This window comes from Aquibium microcysteis (assembly GCF_014495845.1).
In the GTDB taxonomy this organism is placed as follows: Bacteria; Pseudomonadota; Alphaproteobacteria; order Rhizobiales; family Rhizobiaceae; genus Aquibium; species Aquibium microcysteis.
This window is the reverse complement of sequence record NZ_CP061080.1, coordinates 509,146-527,290: the sequence shown is the minus strand read 5'-3', so window position 1 is coordinate 527,290 and position 18,145 is coordinate 509,146. Positions and strand designations below refer to the sequence as shown.

The following is an 18,145-nucleotide window of genomic DNA, read 5'->3' as shown; positions in this document are numbered from 1 at the left end:
TGCTCGTCCGCCTTCAACGACATCAATGCGTCTCCATGTCCTTGACGGCGAACCAGCCGAAACCGCGATTGCGGCCGAAACCGAGGTCGAGACCCGATCCCAGGTCGCCCGACGTCGTCATCCAGGCCAGGAAGCTGCGCAGTTCCCCGGCGGCATCGACATGCCCGCTTGCGCGGACGTCGAGGTAGAGCTGGATGCGCCAGCGGGGTTTCGGAAAGGCGTTCACCTTGAAGAGGGCGGTCTTGAACGGCCCGCCAGTGAAACGATCGACCTTGACGGAATCCAGATCTTCAGGCGCGACCTCGGAGAGCAGTTCGACTTGCCCCAGCCGCAGAAGTCCGGCGAAGGGCTTTGTTCGCTCCGCAGGAATGCCGGTTGCTCCGGGATCGGCGCCGAACAGGACCCGTTCGAGTTCTTCCAGCCGCGGCTCATCGGCTTCCTGGCCCGCCCTGACGGCTCGAAGGCGAAACCACCATCGGAACTTTGCCCGAATCGCGCCCATGAGCGACGAGCCGGGCAGATGCGGCTTCGACGCACCGTCGCGCAGCGCGAAGATCGTGTTGCTGCGGTTGCTGCCATCCTCGCGGCTGGACTTGTAGCCTTCCGGTGGCGTTCCACTCCCGCCGCCGACACCGAACAAGGTTTCTGCGTGGAGTTCGAGCAGGAAGCGCTCCGCCGCATGATCCTCCGGCTGCAGGTCGGACAAAACTCCGGCGATGCTTCGGAGATCGATGGTTTCCGTCACGATGGTGCGATTCGAGACCCCGTGATACTCGACCAAGTCGATGAAAGCACCCGATCCGACGAGATGGCCCGCGCCGTCACCGCTCGACCGCCCGAGATGCAGGCCGTAGTGGCGCACATTGACGAGAAGTCGCAGAAAAGCCCCTGCGACATCGCCGGCATTGGCGATCGAAAGACGTCCAGCCAGGACCTCGCGGGTCTTTTCGGCCAATGGCCCAAGAGCCGTCACGGTCAGCGCGAAGCGGGTGCCCGGTGGGCAGAACTCGGCGGCAAACAGCTTGTTCTTCGATGCCGTACCTGTGGCGCCGTCGATCCGCGTGCGCCTGGCGACCGGGACGGCCGCGCCGTCCGCCTGCACAACATCGACGCGCGCGCCTACCGACGGCTGGTGGACACAGGTACCACCCGACCAGACGGCAAGCCCCATGCTGCCGCCGCCGTCTTCGCGAGCGGACCCGAAGAGCCGTTCTTCGAGATCTCGTCCGGTGCCGTCGATGGCACGAAACCGCGCGCGAAAGACGCCCTTCACCGAAGCCGGGGGAAGATAGGCGCGCTCCGCGGCATCCCGCACGATCCGATCGACCCGCGGCGATTTCGCGTTCTCCGGGTCGAGAGGGATGTCGAAACCGTTGCCCGTGTGCAACGGCGTCGCATTCTCCATGAGCAAGGTAATCTGCAATCTCGATGCATAAGCGGCGTAGTGCATCCTAGGCTCCCGACTCGCGGCTCGTGGCGGCGACGGTATGGACCCCGTCCATGAAGGCGGCAGGGAGCAGGGAAACCGCCCCGTAGCCGTTCTGCGGCGTCAGCGGAAAGGTACTCCGTCCGCCCGAAACTCCGCGACGCATATGGCCGTCGAAGCGTGCCGGAAGTCCCCCCGAGAGCGCGTCGGAAACGAGGACGGCCCCGGCGGGGTCGAGATCGAGCACGAAGACCGCTCCGGGCTCGACCATTTCGAAGCCGCGATAGCTGCCCGCCCGCGGGAAGCGGAAACCGAGATAGTCCCCGGCGATCCTGCGTCGAGCGACGGACTCCATGAGCCGGCTTTCGGTGCCATCGAACAGTTCCTGGAAATAGCCGGCAAGTTTTTCGTGCACGCCGCCGGTTTCGTCGCTCGTGCCGATGACGAGCGGCGTCTCGAGCAGCAGCGCCACCTCGCCGACATGCGCGACCTGCGGCTGTGGCGCGACCGACACGGTGACCGCCTTCATGTGCGCGCCAGTGCGGCCGAGCCCATGCAGGCCGTGTACGAGGGCACCGACAACGACGTCGAACATCCTCCGGTCGGCGTTTCCCCGGGCCAGCTCGAAACGCCAGTTCAGACCGTGGGTCTCGACGAGTTCGGTGACGAAGAGTTTGCCTTCGTCCGCGAGACCGTCGGGACCGATGGCCACCCGCCCCCTGCCCTGCCGGCGGAGGAAACCGGCGTCAGGTCGATCGAGGAGACGGTTTCGCACGAGCGACCAGACGCCCCCCTTCCAGTCGCCGGGGTAGGCAGGGGTCTTCGACCCGGACATCGTTGCCAGTCGCTTCGCCCCCTCCCCGCCGACGCATGTCGCCACCGTCACTTCTGCGATCTTGTTGTCTTCGTCGAGCGTCCATGTCGCCGCCAGCGCATCGGGCACGGCCATGCCGCAAAGCTTCCCGTCGAAGACCGGGAAGGCATGGGAAAACCGGAGGGCCGACAGCGCATCATTGGCCTCGTCATCATCATCGCCGAGGAGACCGAGATCGTCCAGGAATCGAGCAACGGCGCCCTTCAGCGCCGCGCCGGGAATGATGTCGGCGCCGGCGACCAGATTCATGGACAGGCGCCGGGCATCGACGAGGATCGGCTGGTCGAAGGCGAGATCGACCTGGACCCGGTCGGACGACGACCCGGCAGGGGCGACCGAAGCCACCGGCCGTTCCGTGAAACGGCACGACGACCGGCGTATCGCGCCGTAGCCCGCGGTCTTGTTCGCCCCGACGAAAGCGACGAGCGTCATGAGGTCCTCGATGATCCGCCCGGGCGACGCGTCGCCGAAGGCGCGGACGAATTCGGCCGTCCTGCCGATGACGATGTCGCCTTCGAAGAGGCCGATCGCCGCCGGCGGCAGGGCCAGTTCGATCACCTGCAGCATGCCGTCGTCCGCCGCCCCGCTCTCCTCATCGATCGCGACGCGATGGGACAGCACATGATTGCCGGTCTCGACCCGCTGTCGACCGGAGCGGGGGTCGCCGTCGAGCAGCCAGTCGCGCGCCACGAGGTCGCCGACGAGCAGCGCGCCGCGTTCGGGCCGGTCCGAGCCGCCTTCCTCGCGGCTGTCGGAGGATCGTCCGAACAGCGCGCGAACCTCGTCGCTACCCTCGCCGTAGAGTGCAGAGGCGGCGTGCCGCAGATGGCCGCGCAGATGGTCGCCCGGAAGGACCGGAAACCCATCCGGCGTGCGCAGCGGGCTGGCGTCGATGCCATGCGCGGACGGCTCCAGCGACGGGAACAGGAAGGGCGAGACGACCGCGACCGTGGCGGCGATGACGATGCGCCCGCTCATGCCGATGCTCCAGAAGCGACGTCGAACTCGAGGTAGCCGAGCGGATCGACATAGTCGTAGAGGTGGGTGGCAAGCCACGCCTCCATCGCCGCGGTCTCCTTGACCTGCAATCGAGCAAACAGCGCGGCGAGCGCGGGTTCCGGCCTGGCCTGGGCCAGCATGCGCGTCGCGTAATCCTTGAAGTAGCCGGCCGCCTTGGCGTTGACGCCGGGCGCGCCGAGCTTGCCCGACACATGGCGGGTGCCTGCACGGCCGCGCACCGGCGTCCATTGGGCCGCGCGCAGCATGCCGTAGAGCTGCGAGCGGGCCGCGCCGGCCCGTTTGAAGGCCATCAGCCCGGCAACGGTCTCGGCGAGCCGGTCGGCGTCCATGACGGCATGCGCGACCGTCTGCTTCGGGGAAACCGGCTCGTCGCCGAACAGTCCGGACCGGACGTCGCCGAGCCCGTTGGCAGGAGGTTCGATGCTCTCGAAGGCCTGAATGGCGATCGTGTTCCGATCCTTCGTCTTGGCGATGTCGCAGAGGCCATAGGCGAGGTTCCGGGCTTCCCGGATCGGCATCTTATAGTTGACGAAGGCGAGCCCCATCTTGAAACGCAGGTCGTAGCGCTTGCCGTTCCACAGGATGTGCGCGTCGGCGACGGCGTCGAAGAAGAGGCCGGCGAATTCCAGCCCCAGCCAGGCCGGGAGGATGAACGCCATCTCGTCGCCGCCGTAGAGCAGCAGTTCGAAGCGCAGGCGTCTGGCCCGCGGGTCCGGATCGTCCGGTTCCGTGTCGGGGCGTCGATAGACCGAACCGTGCAACGCGCGGAGTCGCGGAATCTGCGTCCAGACGTCGGGTGCGTCGGCATGGGCCTGCAGCCGACGCATGAAGCCCGCGAGGACCTTGCGTTCAAGCAGGGCTGTCACCTGTTCATCGAATTCCCGGAGCGCCGCGGCGCTGCCGCCCATCGCATCGCGGATGGCGGTGAAGTCGTTGCCGTCGACATGAAAGACCGCGATCTTGTTGCGGACGGTTTCGCGCGGCGCCTCTCGCCAGGCCTGCTCGGCCGTCTGGCCCGCCTCCCGCAGCGCGAAGGTCATTTCCTCGCGGTCCGACGACAGATCGTCCGCCAGCGGGGCGAGATCCACCATCTCGTGCAAATCGTTGACGAAGCCGAAGCGGGCCGCGTCGAAGCCGATCGTTCCCTTTCGCCTGGCGAAGAACTCCTCGCGTGCCTTGCGGCCGTAGTAGCGCCGCGCGGCGACGCTGCGCGAGACGGGCAGCCGGAACGCATCCGCGTCGCGCTCGATCCTGCGGCCGACATTGGCGCCATAGGTCTCCACCTGGTCTTCGGTCAGGCGCATGTAGCAGTCGGCCTGGCGGGAACGGCTCATGGCGCACATGAAGCGGTTGGTTTCGTGCGTCTCGAGCCGTGCGGGCGGATGGTAGACGCCGTGTGCCTGGGCATGACGCGCCCGGGCGTGCGCGCGGCGGATGGCGGCGGGCGTGCCGTCGTCGGTCGCCACGCCGGTGACGAAGCGCAGATAGGCGAAAGGCGTCACGGGCTGTTTGACGTCCAGCACGTTCAGCCCCCTGTCCGCGAGGTGCCGGCGCAGAGCAGCGGCCACCACCTCGCCCCCGCTCTCGTCACAGGCCAGACGAAACAGCGACAGCGACGCGCCGGAGAAGATCTTTTCGGGCGCGAGCGCCGGCTGGTTGCGTTTCAGCCAACCCTCGGCCTCCTCGCCGGCTGCCAGCAGCGCGAGCGAGGCGCCGCGGATGACGGCGATCTGGTTGGTGTCGTCGATGAACTCGGCGAAATCGACGCCTTCGAGCCAGAGATAGACTTTGGACACGCCGCCTCCCCACCGAACTTGCAAAGCATGATAGGAAGCTTCGGCAAGACTTTGCAACAACTTTTCGGTGTCCTCGCACCGGTGGCGCAGAAATACGCGATGACGCCACGGCGTGCCATCAAGCGCGGAATGCGAGGTCAAACGACGGCATGCACGTCCCCGCGACGCAGGGCACAGGACACGGACGACAGGTCGAGCGTCGGCCCAGGCCGGCTGACGGGCGGGTGAGTTCCAGACTGTCGTGTCTGGTCACCATGGCCGCGCTGGTGGTGTCTCAATCCGCGTGATGTGCGGCTGAGTTCCAGACCAATCTGCAGGTCAACGGCAACGTGACGGTCTCGTCTCAATCCGCGTGATGTGCGGCTGAGTTCCAGACGCGAAGCCCTCACCCGACTCGACGAACTCATGGAAGCCGGGTCTCAATCCGCGTGATGTGCGGCTGAGTTCCAGACTTGCCGGTGGAAGGGCGCGAAAATGTCCTATGTTCTGTCTCAATCCGCGTGATGTGCGGCTGAGTTCCAGACACGGTTCACCCAAGGGGAGAAGTACACTCGAAATCGTGTCTCAATCCGCGTGATGTGCGGCTGAGTTCCAGACCCGCGATGTGGGAAAGCGGTGGTGGCATGACAAGCGGTGTCTCAATCCGCGTGATGTGCGGCTGAGTTCCAGACCAGTACAAGATCGCGGATAAACTGTACGCAGCGGTCTCAATCCGCGTGATGTGCGGCTGAGTTCCAGACGTGACGACGGGGTTGATGGTGGCAACGACCACCTTGTCTCAATCCGCGTGATGTGCGGCTGAGTTCCAGACCGGCGGCGGCGTGCTACTACACCAACAACAGCGGTCTCAATCCGCGTGATGTGCGGCTGAGTTCCAGACTCATCTGCCGTCTCGACGACAAGGCGTTTTTCTTGTCTCAATCCGCGTGATGTGCGGCTGAGTTCCAGATTCACCCCGTTCGAGCCTTTTGTCAAGCCTGCCGAAAAATCGGCTCTTTCCATAAAGGTCGCGAATTGTCCGGCCGAAATATAGAACGAATACGGAACACTTCGCATCTTGACGTCACTTTTCTCTTTTTCTTTCAATGCCTTGATCTCCTTCCAAAAAGGCCTGACCGCGCCGGAGTCCGGCGGGATCCCTGCAAGCCTCTGTTCTCGCTTCTCTTTCTGCCGCCGGGGCCGGCAAAGCGGGAGGCCCTAGCCGAACAATTCCGCGACCGTCGCAGCGCCGGCGGCGAGGCCGAGGCCGACCAGGGAGAGACCGGCCAGGAGGATGCGCGTGGCGCCGCCCGGCCCGTCCAGCGCGGCGGCGAAGGCGGCGGCGATGGCGCGGTTGCGCGGCCTGCCGAAGCTCAGCCCCGCGGCGGCGACGGGAATGGCGCCGATCACGAGGATGGCGAGCGGCCCGGGCGGCGCGATCCAGCCGCCGGCCGCGGCGCCGAGCGAGATCGCGAGCAGGCCGAAGAGGATGACGCCGGCCCCGCTCCAGAAGAAGAGGCCGGCCTGGCGGTGGGCGGCGGAGTCATGCGGCTTCAGCCAGTCGCGGTCGATCAGCAGCGACAGGGCGAGGCCGACCGTCGCGGCCAGGCAGAGCGTGACGCCGAAGGCGCGCCAGTGGCGCGGATCGGCGAGCGGCAGCGACGCCTCGCCCGCAGCCGGGGACTCGGGCACGGCGCCGAGGACGTTCATCGACAGGAAGGCGAAGGCGAGACCGAGGACGACGCCCGTCGTGGCGATGACGTTGAGGCGCATGGCGGCGTCGGAGCTTCGCGCCTGATCGACGGCGACGAGGAACTGGTTGGCGGTGTCGATCTCGTTCTTCACGTCCTCGAACATGGTCCGCGTGCCGAGCCTGTCCTGCCATTTCCTCAGCATTTCGCCCGGCTGGATCTGGTTCGACATGCCCGTGAAATGGAAGACGTGGACATATTTCAGGAAGTCGCTCTCGATGGCCTGCATGGACGTCTCGAAACGACGGCGGGCATGGCTGGCGTCGCCCGCATCGTTGAGGCGTTTGACCGCCTGGGTGACGCGGCTCGACGTCGTCAGCATCGCGGCGATCTCCATGTGGCAGGCCAGCGCCATCTGGAAGTAATGGCGCCGGAAATGGTGCTGCAGCGTGTCGTTGGCGAAGGAGCCGGCACCCGCGACGACGAAGTGATAGCCGCAGGTCATGATGCGGGAGGTCGCGTCGGTGGAAGACGGGTGCGGGAAGAAGCGGTCGTAGCAGCACTCCTCCTCGAAGCGCGCCATGAAGGGCGCAGCGTAGGGCAGCACGTCGGTCCCCGGCTCGTCGGCATAGCACAGCCGCATCCAGTCGCCGCGGCTGATCGCTCGCAGGGCGTCCTGCGCTCTGAGCGACGCAGCGTCGACCGGACGGGTCTCGTTGTCGCTGACTGTCCCTTGCATGGCGTCATGGGGATCGCTGCCCTCCTCCACGGTCAGGAAGGTCATCAGCGGCATGCGCTCGTCGACCACCTGCCGCATCAGGGGAACGTCTGCCGGCAGGTTCTCGGCTTCCGGCGTGCCGGCGATGCGCAGGGGCGCGGCGAGGATCCGCACGTGATCGGCCACCGGCGGCGCGCTCTTCCTGCGATGGCGCAAGGCGTGGTCGGCGGTGGCGAAATCGCCCACATTCTCTTTAGACCAGCCTGTCGGCAGGTCGACGGGTTGCCAGGACCCGGAATCCGTCTGACGACTGATCTCGACATCGTGCGGAATGCGTTGCGCGGTCACCGCGAAAGCCGGTTCGGCCAGGGCGCTGGCAGACTGCTCCAAGGACTGCACGAAGAAGAAGGGCGGATACACGCGGCGGAAGTGATCGCAGATCGTCAGCGCGTCGGCGAGCGTCATCGGGGCGGGCTGGAACGCGGCATCGTCCGGTCGGGCGTCGCACGAGGAACAGGGCAGTTTCGCGGCGAAGCGGTCCGGGGCGCGGAAATCGGCTTCCACGACCAGCACCGCAGCACCGGAGGAGAAGACGTAGAGATTGATGCGATCGAGATCCGCCTTGGCCCGGAACGTCCGCCCTCCCCGGTCGAGCTGGAACGAGATTCGATGCCTGCCCTTGCGGCGAAACAGGTTGATCTCCTTGTCGCTTCCGGAAGGCTCCGCGGAAAACATGGTTTCGCGCAGGAAATCGTGGAAATAGACCTGCTCCGCATAGGCCATGGTCGATTCGACGGCCGCGCGCCGCTTCGTTTCGGCTTCGGCATGGCGTCGGTCCGCCGCGTCCCGCTCCGCTTCGGTCAGCTCTGCGGTGCCGTCGCCGGTGGCCTTTCGCTTCGCCGCAACGTCCCTCTCGCGGAATTCGGCCTGCGTGAACATCGCCGCAAAATGTTCCGGTGCCATGTCGTTGCAATGGCGCGACAGGTCCTGCACCGGCTCCCAGTCGTCCTTTGCGTCCGCCAGGCTCTCCAGCAGACGCTCGACCAGCGGGCGAACGTCGTCCGTCTCGGCGAACGCGTCGCGATGGAAGGCCAGCGGCAGCATGAGGATCTGCCGGAAGCGATCGATCCGGATCTCGGCCGACGGACGCCACTTCTGCGGCTCGTAGAGATCGCCGACTACGCCGAGACAGGCGCAGGCGGAGCTGCACCGGGAAAGCACCACCCGTCCATCCCCGTCCCGACAGGTGCACTTCGCCATCCTTCGTCTCCCGCCTCTACACGCCAGCGGCGAGAGATTGGCGTGGGAACGATTTGCGCGCAAGGTGGAGCGAAGCCCCTTTCCCTCACTCCGCCGGCACCGCGCGTGGCGCCACGCCGTAGGTGGCGAGGTCGAGGCGTCGGAGCCTGGGGGCGGAGGCGGCGACGACGGCGACGACGCCGAGCGTCAGGAGGCCGCCGAGGACGACGGCGCGGGTGGGGCCGATGAGGGAGGCCGACAGGCCCATCTGCACGGCGCCGAGCTCGTTCGAGGAACTGACGAAGACCATGCGCACCGCGGCGATGCGGCCGCGCATCTCCTCGGGCGAGGCGAGGCGCAGGATCGCGTGGCGGATGACCATGCTCAGCCCGTCGCAGATGCCGGCCGCAAACAGCAGCGCCATCGACAGATAGAAGCTGGTCGACAGGCCGAAGGCGATCATCGAGAGGCCGAAGCCGGCGATGATCATGTGCAGCGCCAGCCCCGCATGGGCACGCGGCATGAAGCGGATGGAGACGATGGCGGCGGTCAGCGCGCCGGCGGCGATCGCCATCCGCAGCAGGCCGAAACCGGAGGGACCGACGTCGAGGATGTCGGTGGCGAAGATCGGCAGCAGCGCCGCCGCGCCGCCGAAGAAGACGGCGAAGAGATCGAGCGCCATCGAGCCGATCAGCACCTGGTTGCCGATGACGTAGCGCAGGCCCTCGCCGATGCGGGCGATCGGCCCCGGGCCGTCGGCGGGATGGACGGGAACGGGTTTTTCGCCGATGCCACGGGCGAAGCCGAGATGCGAGAGCGCGAACAAGAGGCCGAGGACGGCGTAGGTGGCGGCCGGGCCCCAGGCAGCCCAGACGAAGCCCATCGCCACGGGCCCCACCATGTCGGCGATGCGCGCGGAAGTGGCGATGACGGGCACGCCCTTCAGCACGAGCCGAACCGGCAGGACCTGCGCTTCCAGGCCGACGGCGGCGGGGGTCTGGTAGGCGCGCACCGAGGCCGAGAGGAAGGCGGCAGAAAGGAGCGCGGGGACCAGCCAGACCTCTGTGAGCGACACCGCGACCAGTCCCGCGCAGACGGCGACGAGGAGGCTGATGGTCGCGAGCACCATGCGGCGGCGGCTCACCCGGTCGGCGATCTCGCCGCCATGGAGGGCGAAGGCGAGCGCGGGGATGACCTGGGCGAAGCCGAGCAGCGCGATGTCGAAGGCAGACTTGCGGGCATCGTAGACGTGGAAGGCCAGCATGATCGTCAGCGCCGAGGCGGCGAAGCGCTCGACGGAATTGGCGAGCACGAAGGCGGCGAACTCGCGGTTGCTCCACAGTTCGCGGTCGACGAAGCGGTGCATCATGAACGGATCTCCGGAAGGCGCCAAGAGCGACGCCGAAGGAGGCGCGCGCCTCCCCGTGCAGGCATCGGATGAAGGGGCGCCGGCCCCGCGGTGCGACGGAGCCGGCGCCTCGCGGAGGCCGGAGGGATCGGCCCCGGAACGCGTCGCGATCGCTCAGATCCGCTCCGCGCGCGTCAGGCCACCGTCTCCGCGCATGTCCGTCACGCGAGACCGGTGCCCAGGTTCTGGAGACATGCCTACTCCACGGTCACCTGGGTGAAGTCCTGGTACCAGCTCTGCGCCTGCACGAAGCCCTTCACGTTGGGCGCCATGGCGCGCGGGTTGAGATCGTGGACGATGAAGAGGCGCGGCGCCTCGTCGACCACGATCGCATGGGCCTTCGCGATCAGGGCGTCCTGTTTGGCCGTGTCGAAGGTCGAGAAGGCTTCGGCCATCAGGCGGTCCACCTCCTCGTTGCGGTACTGGCCCCAGTTCGAGGTGCCGCCCATCGAGGTGACGTTGGAATAGAAGTTGGTCGGATCGCCGAAGGGCTGGCCGTGGTTGATGGCGTCGCGGTGCGGCACGCCGGCGGTGCCGGGCGCGGTGCGCATGCCCTGCAGCACGGTGCCCCAGTCGGCGACCTCGTACTGGACGTTGACGCCGAACTCGGCCAGCGACTGCTGGATGAACTCCGCCATCGGCAGCGGCACCATGTTGCCCGAGCCTGCGGTGGGCAGCAGGACCGAGACGTCGAAGGGCTTGTCGGGGCCGTAGCCGGCCTCGGCCAGCAGCGCCTTCGCCTTCTCCGGATCGTAGCCGTAAACGTTGGCCGGCTCGCCGAAGAACTTGTTTTCCTTCGCATAGATGCCGACGGCCGGCACGGCGGTGCCGTTGAGCAGACCGACCATGCCCTCACGGTCGATGGCGTAGTTCAGCGCCTGGCGGACGCGGACGTCCTTCAGCGGACCGTCCTCGACGAGGTTGAAGCGCCAGGACCAGACGTGGAGATAGGGTTTCGTGACGATCTGGAAGCCGGCCGCCTGCAGCGAGGGAATGGAATCGGGCATCGGGAACTCGATCCAGTCGACCTGCCCGGACCGCAGGGCAGCGACGCGGGTGTTGGCGTCGGGGATGGGCATCAGCACCAGCTTCTCGACCTTCGGGATGCGGGTCGCGTCCCAGTAGTCGGCGTTGCGCTCGAGCTCGATCGAGGTCTGGCGGGTGACGCTGACGACCTTGAAGGGACCGGTGCCGGAGGGTTTGGCCTGGAAGGCGAGCCAGTCGGAACCGACGGCTTCGTACTGGCGGGGGCTGACGATGAAGACCCGGGAGATCAGATAGGGCAGCATGCTGTACGGCACCTTGGTCGTCAGCACGATCCTGTCGTCGCCGAGCTTCTCGTAGGCGGCGACCTGCGAGGTATAGGTGGCATAGGAGACCGACGCCTTGTCGTAGTGGGCCGCGTCCTTGTTCAGATGCCGGTCGAAGTTCCAGATGATGTCGTCGGCGGTCAGGAGCGACCCGTCATGGAAGCGCACGCCGGCGCGGAGCGTGAAGATCCAGCGTTTCGGGTCGGCCGGATCGACCGACCATTCCGTGGCGAGGCCGGGCGTCAGGTCGGCCGGTGCGTCGGTGCGGGTGAAGTCCCAGTTCACCAGGGCGTCGTAGATCGGGTAGCCGGCGAAGCGGCCGCCCTCGCTGCCATTGTCGGGAATGCCCCCGGTCGTCGGCACGTCCGACGTCGTCATGGCGATGCGCAGCGTCTGGGCCTGCGCGCCGAATGCGGCGAACGCGACGGCGCCCGCCAGCATGAGAATCCGAAATGCCTTCATAGCAGTTCCCCTTTCCGGAGATGTCCAGAATCCAGCCTGCCTTCGCTCGGTCGTTCCTCCGGCGGCACGTGTCGCGCCGCGATGCCGACGACCCGCGACGTCGGCGTCGGGGTGTCCGGTTGCCGCTGATACGGCTTGCCGACCCGCCCGGAGGCGGGTGCGGGGGGATGTCCGAAAGGGTCGTCGCCCCGGCCCGATGCGTCGTCGAACCGATGCGGTCAGCACCGCAGAGCGCATCGCGGCCCGTCGATGCGGCGCCGGCTGCGTGTCTCGCTGCATGACCGCCCGCATGGTTTCCGCAGCGCCCCATCCAGGCGGACGCGGCCGGAACCATCGGCGGTCATGACGCAAGGGTGTCCGTTTGTTGACTGCTAGTCAAGTGACTTGAATGAGCCTGCGCCACGCCGTCAGCGCATGGCAGCCATGCTGCCTGCGCATGCCTGCATCACAGGCTCGGCGGGGTGTTGACCCAGAGAATGCGGGCGACGGTGCTGCCCCGGTTTTCGTAGCCATGCGGCAGCGAGGAGGAGAAGAAGAGCAGGTCTCCCTCCTTCATGGCATAGGTCTTTCCGTCGACCTGGACGTCGAGCTGGCCCGAGATCAGGTAGCCGAATTCCTCCCCGACATGCTCGACCAGACCATCGCTCTTCACGCCGGCGGGGATGTTGAGGATGTTGGCCTGCAGCAGTCCGCCTTTCGCCACCGGAATGAGGCGCTCGAACCAGGTGCCCGTGTTGGCCGGGTCGCGGTTGTCGAAGATGCGGGCACGGCGGTCGGCGGGGAAATGGTGCACGCCGTGCGCATCGCCGTCCGGTTCGGCGTAGAGTTCGGCGATGCTGGTATCCAGCGCGCTGGCCAGCCGGTGCAGGAAGGAGATCGACGGCATCAGCCGGTCGTTCTCGAGCTTGGACAGCATGCTTTCCGAACAGCCGACGACGTCCGCCAGCTCGCGCAGCGTCAGCCCCTTGAGCAGGCGCCCGTGCTTGAGCTTGGAGCCGATGCGAACCTCGCTTCCCGCCTCCGGCTCCTGACGGGGCTTCCTGCCCGGCGACATAGCGGCATCGGCCGGGGTTTCCGCCCGCGACTGCGCCATGGGGCGCGTTCCTGATGGCTGAACCAAGATCTGTCCTCGAACTTCCCGCCCGCATGGGCGGCTTCACCGAAACGACAGGGAAGGATCACGTGCCGCGACGGCCGAACCGACCGTTCGACCACGCCTCCGCTGACCGCTCTCCCTGTGGCCGCAACTCTCGAACCGGCTGCGTTCCAGTGCGGCAGACTAGTCGGGACTTGATTTCCGTTCAAGTCACTTGACAAGACCCTTCCGCTTGGTCAGGCTGCCCTCATCGCCAACCGGGAGAGGACGTCCGAAAGGTCCTGCTGCCCAAGGCGAGATACCCTCTCAGACGGCTCAGGCCGATCGGGAAGCGCATGCGCGGCGTCGCGCGTCTGCCTTCGGAACCGGATCCCGCACCCTCCGCGGAGCGCCTCGGAGCGCCCGCATGGCAGAGGATCTCATCTGATTGCCGCCCCGCAAGGGCCCCACGGTCGCAAGGCGGCCGCCGAGGAGACGAGAATGAACGAACACGCACAAATCGCAGCAGGCATCGACGCAGGAGCCGCCACACCCGCCTTCCAGCTGGAAGAAGCGACCATCGACGCGATGCACGCGGCCATCCGGAGAGGCGAGATCACGGTCGTCCAGATCGTGCAGCACTATATCGACCGGGCGCGCGCCTTCAACGGCGTCGCCAGCCTTCTGGTCACCGAGGACGGAGCGCCGGTCGCCGGGGCGCCTGGAACCGTCCGCGCCACGACGGCGCTGGCCTTTCCCACCGAGACCGTGAAGGTGTCGGACGTCCTTCCCGACTACGACCGTTACAAGGGCAAGCCGCTGGAGTTCGGCCGGATGGAGCCGACCGCGTCCGATCCGTCGGTCTTCCAGCAATACGGCATGATCGTCGGCAAGCCCGATGCCGGGCAGGTCAATGCGCTCGGCACGCTCAACATCCGCGGCGAGCGCTCCGTGACCTGCCGCGGCGACTTCGACCGGCACCCCGACGACGGCCCCCTCCCCGACGGCGCACCGGCGGGCGCCGAGATCCTGCGGCGCCATCCCGACGCCCTGGAGACGGCCGCGGCGCTCGACGCCGCCTACGGCACCAATCCGGACCTCGAGGCGATGCCGCTCTACGGCGTGGTGTTCTCCTTCAAGGACCCTTTCGACACCAAGGACATGCGTTCGACCGGCGGCGGCGACGCCGCCTACGACATGGACGTTCCGGCCGAGGATCACGTGCTGGTGGCGCAGATCCGCAAGAAGGGCGGCATCATCTTCGCCAAGGCGGTGAACACCGAATACAACGGACGCGCGGGCGATCCTGGCGGGCGCCACGTGCCCGACAAGGTGCTGCCGTCGGTGCTCGGCTACCAGCGCTCGAGCTGGGGCGGCAATCCCTCCAATCCCTTCGACACGACGCGGGCCGCCTCGCTCGGCTCCAGCTCCGGCTCGGGCGTCTCCGTCAATGCCAATCTGTGCATGATCAGCCTCGGCGAGGAGACCCGCGCCTCGTGCCGCGGCCCCTCCAACCACAATTCGATCGCGCTGATCCTGCCGCACAAGGCGATGATCGGCTTCGACGGCGGCGCGATCGGCGCCGACATCTATTGCGACCGCACCGGCATCCATGCCCGCAAGATCGCCGACGCGGCCAAGGTGCTCGACGCGCTGAAGGACGAGAGCGAGGGCTATTACGATCCGCGCGACCCCTTCACCACCGTGCCGCGCAGTTCCGTGCTCCAGACGCCCTATCTCAGCCATGCCCGGGGCAGCGGCGAAAAGGGCGCGCTTGACGGCGTGCGGCTCGGCGTCGTGCGCGAATCGATGATCACCGCCGGTTCCAAGGCGGCGGAGCCGATCACCCGGGCCGCGGCCATCGAGATGAAGGCGGTGCTGAAGGATCATCTCGGCGCGACGCTGGTGGAATCGACCGACCCGCGCTGGACGCGCGATCCCGAGGTCGAGGTCATGAGCGTCGACTTCCGCGTGGCGCTGGCGCGGCTGGTGCCGGTGTTCATGCCCGACCTGATGTTCCGGCTGAAGCCCGACGGCACGCCGCTGTTTGCCGAGTTCGCCGCCGCCATCCGGCCGACGGAATTCTGGCCCGGCAAGGTCTTCGGCACCGGCACGATGACGCCGATCGACTATCTGGTGGCGATGGCCGACGGAGTGATCGCGCCGCCGTCGAACCTCGACATCATGACGATCCAGCAGCAGGAACTGGCGACGACCTTCCGCTTCCACCTGCCGCAGTACCTGACGCGTCGCGCGCGAGACTGGAAGAAGAAGGGCGTCGTCGAGACGCTCATCAACTTCGAGGAGATGAACAAGCGATCGAAATACTGGGGCGACGACCAGCGGGCGGCCTTCCTCAACTGGGAGGAGACGGTCGATCCGCGCAACAGGCTCGACGGCCGCCAGGGCGTCAACGAGCGCATCATGCTGCGCGAACTGCTGCGCCGCACGGACATGATGGTTCTCCTCGAGAACAAGCTCGACTGCTTCGTGCGGCTGCACACGCCGCTGCCGCCGGCCAAGATCGGCGGCGCCACCGAACCGGGCACGCTGCAGAACCTGCGGCTGGAGTCCTTCTACGGTCCGAACGCGGGTCTGACCGAGGTTCTGATCCCCGCCGGCTTCGTGCGGACCGTCTACGACCCGGTGTTCAAGCTGAGCGAGGACGGCACGCGCTACGTGCCGACGCTCTCCGACACCCCGACGGAACTGCCGGCACCCGGCCTGCCCTTCTCCTTCACGTTCAGGGCCGAGCCCGGAAAGGAGGACATCCTGCTGAAGGTCGCGTCCTCCTACGAGAACGCCTCGAAGAGGCGGGTGCCCCCGCCGGCCTTCGGACCGATCCCGATGCGCGGCTGACACGACCCCGGCTTCGCGGCGCAGGCCGCGGAGCCTTCCCGACGGCGTTGCACCGCCGATCCGAACCGCCTCCCGCCGACCGGAGGGCTTTCGGAACCGTGCACAAGAACAGACCGAGCGGCATCGGACCGGTATCGGCCGGGCGCATGAGATGGCGCCGAAACGGGAACGGAACGTCGAAGCGAAGGCAGAAGGAGACATCGAGCAGCCTCAAAGGTGGAGATCGTCCATGTCAGAGCCGCCGCAGACCCCAGACCGGGGCGGTCCCGCCCAGCCGCTCCTGATCGTCAAGGGACTGGTGAAGCACTTCCCCATCGGCACCGTCTTCACCGGCAAGCAGGTGGTGCGCGCGGTCGACGGGCTGGACTTCACCATCGACAAGCGCGAGACGCTCGGAATCGTCGGCGAATCCGGCTGCGGCAAGTCCACCGCGTCGCGCCTGATCATGTCGCTGATCGCACCGACGGAGGGCGAGATCGTCTTCGACGGGGACCTCGTCGGCGCGGCGGGGGGCATCAGCCTGGCCGACTATCGCCGCCAGGTCCAGATGGTGTTCCAGGACAGCTACTCGTCGCTGAACCCGCGCCTCACCATCGAGGAATCGATCGCCTACGGCCCGAAGGTGCACGGCACGCCGCACCGGGAAGCGGGGGAACGCGCCCGCGATCTGCTTCAGGCCGTCGGGCTTGCGCCGCGGCAATATGCGCGACGCTTTCCGCACGAACTCTCCGGCGGCCAGCGGCAGCGCGTCAACATCGCCCGCGCGCTGGCACTGCGGCCGCGCCTGATCATCCTCGACGAGCCGGTGTCGGCGCTGGACAAGTCGGTCGAGGCGCAGGTGCTCAACCTTCTCCTCGACCTCAAGGAGCAGTTCGGCCTCACCTACCTGTTCATCAGCCACGACCTCAACGTGGTGGAGCACGTCGCCGACCGGGTGCTGGTCATGTATCTCGGCAAGATCGCCGAGCTGGGGCCGGTCGACGAGATCTTCGGCCGGGCGGGCCATCCCTATACCCGGGCGCTGCTGGCCAGCCGCCCGTCGATGGATCCGACCCGCAGGCGCACGCAGCCGCCGCTGGTGGGCGACCCGCCCAATCCGATCAACCCGCCGTCCGGGTGTCGCTTTCGCACCCGCTGCGCGCTGGCGCGCGAGATTTGCGCGGAGCGGCAGCCCGCCCTCTACGACATCGGCGCGGGCCATCAGGCGGCCTGCCACGCGACGCGGGCGGACAGCGGCTACGGCGACAGCCGGAGGCTCGCGGCATGACGGCCTCCGCTCCCCTCGTCCGCGCCCGCGACCTGCATGTCCGCTTCGTGTCGCGCGACGCGACCGTGAAGGCGGTCAACGGCGTGGATCTCGATCTGGAGGCCGGCGAGGTGCTGTGCATCCTCGGCGAGAGCGGCTCGGGCAAGTCGGTGACGCTGCGCGCGATGATGCGGCTGAACCCGCCGAACAAGACCGTCGTGTCCGGTGAACTCACGGTTGCCGGCAACGACATGATGGCCATTCCCGACCGGCAATTGTCCTCCCTGCGCGGCAAGGTCGTCTCGATGATCTTCCAGGAGCCGATGACGGCGCTCGATCCGGTCTACACGATCGGCCGCCAGATCAGCGAGACGCTGGTCCGGCACGAAGGCATCGGCCGGCGCGAGGCGGAACGGCGCGCGCTGGAACTGCTCGAACTGGTCCAGATCCCGTCGGCGAAACGACGGCTCCAGGCCTATCCGCACGAATTGTCGGGCGGTCTGCGCCAGCGCGCCATGATCGCGATGGCGATCTCCTGCCGGCCGCAGCTGCTGCTCGCCGACGAGCCGACCACCGCGCTCGACGCGACGGTCCAGATCCAGATTCTCCTGCTGCTGCGCCAGCTGCAGCAGGAACTCGGCATGGGCGTCATCTTCGTCACCCACGACCTCGGCGTGGCGGGCGAAATCGCCGACCGGATCGCGGTCATGTATGCCGGGCGCATGGTCGAGGCGGGCTCGACCGTCGACGTCATGCGCGGGCCGCTGCATCCCTACGCCAGGGGACTGCTGGGCGCCACCGTGCATTCGGGCCTGCGCGGGACGCGGCTGACGACGATCCCGGGATCGCCGCCGGACCTGCGCCATCCGATCGAAGGCTGCGCCTTCGCGCCGCGCTGCCCGCACGCGCTCGATGCCTGCTCCGCCGCCCTGCCGGAGCTCCGGCCCGCGCGGGCAGGCCGTGCGGTGCGCTGCTTCCGCACCGAGGAGATCGCGGCGTGACCGCCCGCATCGCCTCCGCGACGACCCGACCGGGAGTGGTA

10 protein-coding genes and 1 CRISPR repeat array are annotated in these 18,145 nt (G+C 67.5%); of the genes, 3 read left to right on the top strand and 7 right to left on the bottom strand.

Translation table 11 applies throughout. The annotated features are described in order from the left end of the window. Positions 1 to 22: 22 nt before the first annotated feature. The 7 genes from IAI54_RS02435 to IAI54_RS02405 all read right to left on the bottom strand — a co-directional run bounded on the left by IAI54_RS02435 (position 23) and on the right by IAI54_RS02405 (position 13,016). Positions 23 to 1,450 carry an RAMP superfamily CRISPR-associated protein gene (locus IAI54_RS02435; RefSeq protein WP_187970846.1) on the bottom strand — a complete coding sequence of 476 codons (1,428 nt, stop codon included), beginning with the start codon at positions 1,448 to 1,450 and terminating at the stop codon, positions 23 to 25. 1 nt (position 1,451) lies between these two features. Continuing rightward, entirely contained in the window at positions 1,452 to 3,356 is a 1,905-nt protein-coding gene (locus IAI54_RS02430; protein ID WP_187970845.1) for an RAMP superfamily CRISPR-associated protein, read from the bottom strand. Then, a complete protein-coding gene (locus tag IAI54_RS02425; RefSeq protein WP_187970844.1) occupies positions 3,275 to 5,116 on the bottom strand; it encodes a hypothetical protein in 1,842 nt (613 codons plus the stop codon). Before IAI54_RS02425 ends, IAI54_RS02430 begins: the two co-directional genes overlap by 82 nt. A 271-nt stretch (positions 5,117 to 5,387) precedes the next feature. After that, a CRISPR array of direct repeats spans positions 5,388 to 6,066; the repeat unit is 36 nt; unit sequence GTCTCAATCCGCGTGATGTGCGGCTGAGTTCCAGAC. A 247-nt stretch (positions 6,067 to 6,313) separates the two neighbouring features. Further along, the gene (locus tag IAI54_RS02420; protein ID WP_187970843.1) at positions 6,314 to 8,827 is read right to left on the bottom strand and encodes a hypothetical protein; all 2,514 of its coding nucleotides are present in this window, start codon (positions 8,825 to 8,827) and stop codon (positions 6,314 to 6,316) included. Positions 8,828 to 8,849: 22 nt separating this feature from the next. Next, on the bottom strand, positions 8,850 to 10,112 hold the full coding sequence (locus IAI54_RS02415) for an MFS transporter (protein WP_187970842.1): 1,263 nt from the start codon (positions 10,110 to 10,112) through the stop codon (positions 8,850 to 8,852). A gap of 236 nt (positions 10,113 to 10,348) precedes the next feature. Next, complete coding sequence (locus IAI54_RS02410; RefSeq protein WP_187970841.1) at positions 10,349 to 11,923, bottom strand: ABC transporter substrate-binding protein; 1,575 nt, start codon at positions 11,921 to 11,923, stop codon at positions 10,349 to 10,351. 445 nt (positions 11,924 to 12,368) lie between these two features. Then, positions 12,369 to 13,016, bottom strand: coding sequence for a helix-turn-helix domain-containing protein (locus IAI54_RS02405; protein ID WP_187970840.1), 648 nt, complete (start codon positions 13,014 to 13,016; stop codon positions 12,369 to 12,371). A gap of 483 nt (positions 13,017 to 13,499) precedes the next feature. On the opposite strand from IAI54_RS02405, the gene IAI54_RS02400 reads away from it, so the two are divergent. The 3 genes from IAI54_RS02400 (at position 13,500) to IAI54_RS02390 (ending at position 18,104) form a co-directional block, all read left to right on the top strand. Then, positions 13,500 to 15,857, top strand: coding sequence for an amidase family protein (locus tag IAI54_RS02400; protein ID WP_187970839.1), 2,358 nt, complete (start codon positions 13,500 to 13,502; stop codon positions 15,855 to 15,857). 229 nt (positions 15,858 to 16,086) lie between these two features. Further along, the gene (locus IAI54_RS02395) at positions 16,087 to 17,124 is read left to right on the top strand and encodes an ABC transporter ATP-binding protein (RefSeq protein WP_187970838.1); all 1,038 of its coding nucleotides are present in this window, start codon (positions 16,087 to 16,089) and stop codon (positions 17,122 to 17,124) included. Beyond that, on the top strand, positions 17,121 to 18,104 hold the full coding sequence (locus IAI54_RS02390; RefSeq protein WP_187970837.1) for an ABC transporter ATP-binding protein: 984 nt from the start codon (positions 17,121 to 17,123) through the stop codon (positions 18,102 to 18,104). Before IAI54_RS02395 ends, IAI54_RS02390 begins: the two co-directional genes overlap by 4 nt. Positions 18,105 to 18,145 lie beyond the last annotated feature (41 nt).